Genomic DNA, 6,607 nt, shown 5'->3' on the forward strand with positions numbered 1-6,607 from the left:
CTCTGAACCCTTAATAAACCCAAAAACTGTCGACTCGTCGGTTTCATAGCTCACGCTATACCGACATTCGTCGAAACAGTTTAATTAAGGGTTCTTCTCAATGCACAATAAATTTTCTCGGCATAATTGCGTCCTCATAATTACAAAAAGACTTCGAATTTCTTTCTAATCCATTCATAAAGATAAATAAATCCACCTATCGCAATGATATACGGTAAGCCATAAGCAATGTACCAAACCAACGTCATAAAGCCCTCAGACGTTTTAATCTTACTAGCTATTGCTTTTTGAAGTATATCGACATGTATAAAATCCATAAAATCACTGCCAATAGTCATGACTAACGTAAAAAGCATAAAGACTAATAACATTATGCCCATTCCTCGATACATGAGTTTAATTTTCTTTTGGTATGCTTCATGTGACGCTCTCACTTCTTGCAACATACGTTCATTTTCATCACGCACTTTATAAATATCTCTGCCGATTATATTAGCTAATTCATCGGTATCGACTTTATCCAATTTTTCTTTAAGTATATGAGTAAAGCTATTATGGACTTTAACACCATTATCTCGAAAATCCTTCGTCGCCTCTGTCAAATTCGATGTGAGTTGTTTTTGTTCTTTCTCTCGTGCGTTCTGGTTCTCTTGTATCTCTGTTAGATACTTGATGATGAGCTTGTTTTGTTTTTTCAGTTCGTCTAATTCTTGTCTTTCTAAGTTGTTCTGTGTTGTGTTCGACGGCGTCCCAGTCAACTTCGAATTGGTCTGTGTACGCTGCGACTGCGTCTCGCTCTGATTCCTTTTCTTCTTCTCTTTCTCGTCTTTCAAACTCATATTCTAATGCCCCCTTGTCGTAATCTTCGCCAAGTGTTTTGCCACGTACCCATTTATTGACGTTTTCAGGCTTATATGAGACGTTTTTGCCTCTGACTTTAAACTCGATACCGGATTTCTCTAAATGCTCTGAAAAGCTCTTAAAATCACTTGTATGGTCTTTCGCATTTTCAATTTTTTCTCGTAAATCATCTTTCCAAGAATATTGATCTTTTTCTATTAATGCTTTTTCAGCTTGGGTATATCTTAATTTTGCAGTATCACGTTCTGGCACACTTAAACCGTGTTCCCGACAAATCTCATCATTAAAATTTCTGACATTATGTAATGCTTGTTTATTGTTGTTGAATTTCTTACCTGTCTCGAGGTCAATCGAATTAATCACGATATGGTTGTGTACATGATCTGTATCATTATGTGTGTACACAGCCACTTGATGATTGGGTGCTAGTTTTTCAGCGAGTTCTAAACCTAACTGATTACATTGTTCTGGAGTTACTTCATCGGGTTTGAATGATTGAATAATCACATGCCCTTGATTACCATCAGTTTTGCCATATAACTCACGTGAGGCTTTAAAACTCGATTTCGCATAATCCACATCACAATTTAAGCCGCTTTTTTCAACAGCACGTTTCTCAGCATAATTAATGGCACGAGATGTTGATTTCGTCGCACTTAATTTAGTTGTTGCCATATGTCATCCAACCTTTCACGTAATTCATTGATATTACGTTCTAATGCGCTATAATTCGGAGCGTCATATTGATGTTGATGACAATATTTCGCAATTTGATTGGCATTCGCCCCTAATCGACTTAAATCTTTCGCAATCGATTGTCGCGATTCTTTATCAAATTTAGGTGCGACCAATCGACTGCCTTGTGCCTTTTTCTTAACGAAAGCAGGCACACTCATATTTAAAGTTTCAGCCGACTGCTTTAACTTTAAATATTCGGATTCGCTCACACGAAAACTAATTTGTTTCGGCTCTTTACGGTTAGGTTTATGGTTTTGCCCAACAGTTTCGTCGCTAGCCACAAAATGGTTTTGTTCGCTCATACATCCCACCACGCTTTCTACGAAAGATATTACTTAATATAAATTTAGATTATATGATAATCTAAATTTCATCAAGTAATATAGTGGTTTGGCAAGCATTGGCTTTGCTAGCCACTCACGTGGTAGCATCGCCTGCTTGTTGGGGATTATCCCCAAGCCCCTTAGGATTTTTTCTTACGAAAAAATAGTGGCTATTTGCTAGCCACTATAAAAGTTATTTTTTATCAAAAAATTGATTTAAGTCTGTTTTATCCGTATCATTTGCTAATGCTTCTTCAATATAGTCTTGGGCATTAATTAATTTACTTTTTTCAAAAAAAGGAACAGACACTAAATAATCATTTCCTGCTCGTTGAATAATTAATGTAGTTAACATACCACTACCAAAAATTAAAGCACCAATTAAAAAGAAGATTAATGCTGAGAAAAATGAAGATCCAATCATAGACAATGCAATTAACATGATAATAATCCCAAAAATCATAGGCATTATTTTATATTTACTAGATAATTTAGTTGAGCTAATATTTTTTAAAGGAATTGTTTCAGAGTCCTTTCCAGCTGGAAAAATTCCAAAAATAGAATTAGCTGTATTAACTTTTACAAATCTAGAATCTACTGATAGATGGCCTTTAATCCAAAAGAATAAAATGGATAAAGAAAACGCTACTTCTTTTTTCATTATGTATCCTCCAATATAATATTTTATTAAATTTTAACATTAAAGTTGACTATAGTAATATGTTTTTTTAAATAAATATATTTTATTGAAACATTTGTTTAAATTCACTCAGTTAATTTTCCTACTATTAAAAGCTATCTATCAAATATAGTAAGTAAAAAATATTAAATAGAATAGTTAACTCAACTCAAAAAATGCATCAAAAAAGAGAGCTCAGAATTTAAACTCTCTTTTTTGATAAATTTATTTTTCTTTTGAAAAACGTTTGAATGTTAATAATGAACCAGCAGCTAATAATACTGATGCAATCATTGTTACTAATGTAGCATTTGATGATTCTTCACCAGTTTCTGGTAATGCTTTAGCTTGAGATTGTTCTTGAGTATTATTTTGAGCTGTAGTGTTGTTATCAGTAACTTGTGTTTGTTGTTGAGTATTATCTTGAATAGCTACACTGTTGTCAGTAGATTGTGCAGATTGACTATTATTTTGTGTAGTATCTTCAGAACTAGCTGAACCTTTTTGGATTAAATTACCATCATAGTTATAAATATCACCAGTATCTTTTTTAACAAATAATGTTGTAGGAGATTGGTTTGGTTCTTCACCAAAAATGATTGGGTAACTATTATCTACTGGATAATCTACATCATCTTGATAAAATTCAGTGAATTTAGTTCCTTCTTTTGGATGAAAATTATTGTTGTTAGTTACTAAATTTTTTACGCTATCTTCAGCTTGTGATTTAGTAACGTTTTCTGCAGCATCTGCATGACCTAAACCTGTAAATAATAAAGCACCGGCTAATGTTGTTGCTCCTAAAGTTTTAGTTTGTTTCATGAAATTTATCCCCCTTCTATATTTTTAAAAATTACAACTAAATTATAACATAAACTATTAAAAAGTGATGGTATATCTATATTTTTTTATTATATTAATGTATTATTATAAATATACATTAATGAGGAGGGGGATTTTTATGAAAAATATTATAAAATGTGGTTTGATTATATGTTCTTCGTCTCTATTTTTAGCTAGTTGTGGTACTGATGTTGCTAACGAAAAAAATGTTAATATGAATAAAATATTAAAAGATGATAATGAACATATTAGTTATATAATAACTGATGAAGATGGATTATCAAAAGACTCCACCATTGGTTTTTATGTTCTTTCTAAGAATGGTAAAGCTAAGTTATATGATGGTACTGATGAAACCACTGTTTCAAAAATAGCTAAGATGGATAAGAAAGAGATTAAAAATCAAATGAAAAAAGAAGATAAAGAATACTTTAAGACCGATAAGAAAGAAGTTTTAGATTTGGTTGATAAAAACCCTGATGAGGTACAAGATACTAAATACAAAGAGCCTAAAGCACAAAAGATTAAAATGTCTTCTTCCTCTGATAAATCATCTTTCAAATTTTTAATTCATGGTTTTGATACAATTTCTGATGATTATAAAGAAGACCCTAATGAAGATACTCCAACGAAAGGTATCTATGTAGATAACCGTGAATTAAAATACGATTTTGACAAAGTTGTTAATCCTAAAAAATTCTCTGACAAAAAATTTGCTGGTTTAAAATATTATGACGATATAGATGAAGTTAATGAGTATCTCATAACTAGAGTTGGTGACAAAGCTAAAGAAGTTGAAATGGGAGAATCTAAATAATATTAAAAAAATAATGTGAAATTAAATCGAAAATACATGTTTTATACAAAGTCACTACCTATAATCGTTAATTATGTTAACTAACTCAAAAGGGACAAACGCCGTCATTTCAGCGTTTGTCCCTTTTGGTTCGGATTATAGGATATTCATCTTTTATACATTACCCCAATGACACGTTTTCATACATTTTCATTAAATGACATTTTGTATCTTTATTCAGTTATCAATGTCTAAGTGTTGCATACTGTATGCCTACATACAAAATCTATCTATAATGTGGCTCTTTCGTCTTGGTCTTTCGATATATATAATAGATATGGCACTTCCTGTGCATGAAAGGAGGTGCGCATATGGCGTTAACGATACTTTCACTTGTTGGAACATTTATCTTATCTGTTATCGCTGGTGTAGTTGCGAACTACATTACAGATAACCTAAAAAGATAAATAAAAACCCCACTTTGCTTTGGTCGGCAGTGGGGTTTTTTGCATATGGCGAACCATACTTCACTTGTTATTTTCAGTATAGCTTTTAGGGAGATATTTGTAAATTACAATATCTAAAAATATAGAAGTAATTACCTGAATATAAGGATTGTTTACTAATGATTTTCAGCGTAAAAAAACTATCCATAAATTCTTCAATTTTATGGATAGTTTTTTTGTTTATCGATTAAACATATTTTAAAACTTGATCTGCAATTTTAGCGATTGTATTCGCAATACCAAATCCCATGTCTACCCAATCTTGTTTGACATGTAAACCTGAATTTACAGCATTATGTAATGATTCAACGATACCTGACATCAATATTCACCCCTTTGTATAAATTATAAATATAATCTTATATACAAATAACATTTATTACATGGTTTTGTAAATAGGATTTACATTATTTTAACACAGCATAGCATGTGAAATATATTTTTATCAGAATGAGTATTTTCTTACTCATTCTTCCCAATCAACTTGAAGTTGTTTTAAAAAAGCTTCCCGATCTTTTTCAAGCTGTGGGTCATATTTCTTTTCTTTTCTCTTCTCATAAGTCCTTTCTTCTAACCATTTTGGTGTTTTTTCCCGATTTATCATGTGTTTGGTTTTGCCTGAAACTGTCATTTCCGGTTGTCTCTTGGAGTGAATACGTTTCTCAGCATCAAACGTAAACTCTAGCCATTCAATTTTGCGACCTTTTTTTGCCTTTATTTTATTGATATTAAGGTTGTTAAAAATAAAACCTAACTCTTTAATGATAGGGACTAATACTTTTTGATTAATATGTGTCATACGGTAACTATTAGGAATATCTAGTCGCTCTCTAAAATCCTCAATTTGAATTTTGAAATAGCCTGTGTGTTTATATTGTTTTAATAACCTAAACATATTTTTAGAGTATGTTGATTTAAGGTGTGTCATTTCTTTCAATTCAAACTTAGTAAAATCAGCTGTTATTTCATTTAAAACGTGCTTTAATTTAGGGTTAATACTAACAATTAATTCTTGTTCATCAACATCAACTTCATATCCTGTAAACAATACAAATTTTTTGAAAGATAGGCCACTTCTTTCAGTATAAGTTAAAGTTAACATCTTATCGTATACATGTTCTAAATCTTTAACAAAACGTTTTAGGGAACGATGATAGTAATTACTTAAGTGACGTAACTCCTCAAAAGGGATAGTTAATTCTTTTATATCTTGTTCTTTTAACTTATTACAAAGACTAAAAAATATATCGATTTCTGTGCTGGTAAACTTACGTAAAGGAACTAAATTCATTTCATTTTGATAGACAACAGTTTCTCCAGGCATGTTTATAAACCCTCCTAAGCAGTAAACAAAAATTAGGACACTTAAAAAAATAATAGGTGTCTTAATAGTATGTAACCATTTTAATTTAAAACTATAATAGCATCAATTTAACTACAAAGGCAACTTTTTGTAAAAAAGTTGCCTTTGTAGTTACAAAAAGTTGCCTTTGTAGTTACAAAAAGTTGCCTTTGTAGTTACAAAAAGTTGCCTTTGTAGTTACAAAAAGTTGCCTTTGTCATCTCAAACCTCTTGTCGCTCTAAGGATCAAACAATACTTATAAAGGTCTTAAAAAGATTTATAAAAAGATATTAAAAAGTTCGGGGCAATTTGCCCCTCACAAATTCAAAAGACAAAAAGGAAACCAACCACATTTGTGGTTGGTTTTTATTATTTAAAAAAGCAATAAGTGATATAACTTTAATGCATTATTCCAATTGCTTTATTGACATTGAGCCTCTGAACCCTTAATAAACCCAAAAACTGTCGACTCGTCGGTTTCATAGCTCACGCTATACCGACATTCGTCGAAACAGTTT

General features: G+C 31.3%; 8 protein-coding genes. 1 reads left to right on the top strand and 7 read right to left on the bottom strand.

The annotated features are described in order from the left end of the window. Positions 1 to 140 precede the first annotated feature (140 nt). The 5 genes from ACJQQZ_RS12435 to ACJQQZ_RS12455 form a co-directional block, all read right to left on the bottom strand. Positions 141 to 602, bottom strand: coding sequence for a DUF334 domain-containing protein (locus ACJQQZ_RS12435; RefSeq protein WP_019236254.1), 462 nt, complete (start codon positions 600 to 602; stop codon positions 141 to 143). Beyond that, positions 571 to 1,536: a relaxase/mobilization nuclease domain-containing protein gene (locus ACJQQZ_RS12440; protein ID WP_019236253.1), complete on the bottom strand. Its 966-nt coding sequence runs from the start codon at positions 1,534 to 1,536 to the stop codon at positions 571 to 573. Before ACJQQZ_RS12440 ends, ACJQQZ_RS12435 begins: the two co-directional genes overlap by 32 nt. After that, positions 1,518 to 1,901 carry a plasmid mobilization protein gene (locus tag ACJQQZ_RS12445; protein ID WP_019236252.1) on the bottom strand — a complete coding sequence of 128 codons (384 nt, stop codon included), beginning with the start codon at positions 1,899 to 1,901 and terminating at the stop codon, positions 1,518 to 1,520. Before ACJQQZ_RS12445 ends, ACJQQZ_RS12440 begins: the two co-directional genes overlap by 19 nt. A gap of 214 nt (positions 1,902 to 2,115) precedes the next feature. Continuing rightward, positions 2,116 to 2,583 (bottom strand): hypothetical protein, encoded by a 468-nt coding sequence (locus ACJQQZ_RS12450; RefSeq protein ID WP_100489760.1) that lies wholly within the window; start codon positions 2,581 to 2,583, stop codon positions 2,116 to 2,118. A gap of 243 nt (positions 2,584 to 2,826) precedes the next feature. Continuing rightward, complete coding sequence (locus ACJQQZ_RS12455) at positions 2,827 to 3,423, bottom strand: LPXTG cell wall anchor domain-containing protein (protein ID WP_408023169.1); 597 nt, start codon at positions 3,421 to 3,423, stop codon at positions 2,827 to 2,829. A 139-nt stretch (positions 3,424 to 3,562) separates the two neighbouring features. Here ACJQQZ_RS12455 and ACJQQZ_RS12460 point away from each other — a divergent pair, with 139 nt between their 5' ends. Further along, positions 3,563 to 4,261, top strand: a complete 699-nt coding sequence (locus ACJQQZ_RS12460; RefSeq protein WP_305807842.1) for a hypothetical protein — start codon at positions 3,563 to 3,565, stop codon at positions 4,259 to 4,261. A 672-nt stretch (positions 4,262 to 4,933) separates the two neighbouring features. Here the strand turns inward: ACJQQZ_RS12460 and ACJQQZ_RS12465 are convergent. Continuing rightward, positions 4,934 to 5,068, bottom strand: coding sequence for a beta-class phenol-soluble modulin (locus ACJQQZ_RS12465; RefSeq protein WP_002465837.1), 135 nt, complete (start codon positions 5,066 to 5,068; stop codon positions 4,934 to 4,936). Positions 5,069 to 5,212: 144 nt separating this feature from the next. Continuing rightward, positions 5,213 to 6,070 carry a replication initiation protein gene (locus tag ACJQQZ_RS12470; RefSeq protein WP_019236282.1) on the bottom strand — a complete coding sequence of 286 codons (858 nt, stop codon included), beginning with the start codon at positions 6,068 to 6,070 and terminating at the stop codon, positions 5,213 to 5,215. Positions 6,071 to 6,607: the final 537 nt, after the last annotated feature.

The sequence above is a fragment of the Staphylococcus sp. KUGN1 genome, assembly GCF_045984185.1.
Taxonomy (GTDB): Bacteria; Bacillota; Bacilli; order Staphylococcales; family Staphylococcaceae; genus Staphylococcus; species Staphylococcus warneri_A.

Excerpts from the sequence above, each read along its gene's own strand:
- ACJQQZ_RS12440 (WP_019236253.1), bottom strand. The coding sequence starts at position 1,536 with ATGGCAACAACTAAATTAAGTGCGACGAAATCAACATCTCGTGCCATT.
- ACJQQZ_RS12445 (WP_019236252.1), bottom strand. The coding sequence starts at position 1,901 with ATGAGCGAACAAAACCATTTTGTGGCTAGCGACGAAACTGTTGGGCAA.
- ACJQQZ_RS12450 (WP_100489760.1), bottom strand. The coding sequence starts at position 2,583 with ATGAAAAAAGAAGTAGCGTTTTCTTTATCCATTTTATTCTTTTGGATT.
- ACJQQZ_RS12455 (WP_408023169.1), bottom strand. The coding sequence starts at position 3,423 with ATGAAACAAACTAAAACTTTAGGAGCAACAACATTAGCCGGTGCTTTA.
- ACJQQZ_RS12460 (WP_305807842.1), top strand. The coding sequence starts at position 3,563 with ATGAAAAATATTATAAAATGTGGTTTGATTATATGTTCTTCGTCTCTA.
- ACJQQZ_RS12465 (WP_002465837.1), bottom strand. The coding sequence starts at position 5,068 with ATGTCAGGTATCGTTGAATCATTACATAATGCTGTAAATTCAGGTTTA.
- ACJQQZ_RS12470 (WP_019236282.1), bottom strand. The coding sequence starts at position 6,070 with ATGCCTGGAGAAACTGTTGTCTATCAAAATGAAATGAATTTAGTTCCT.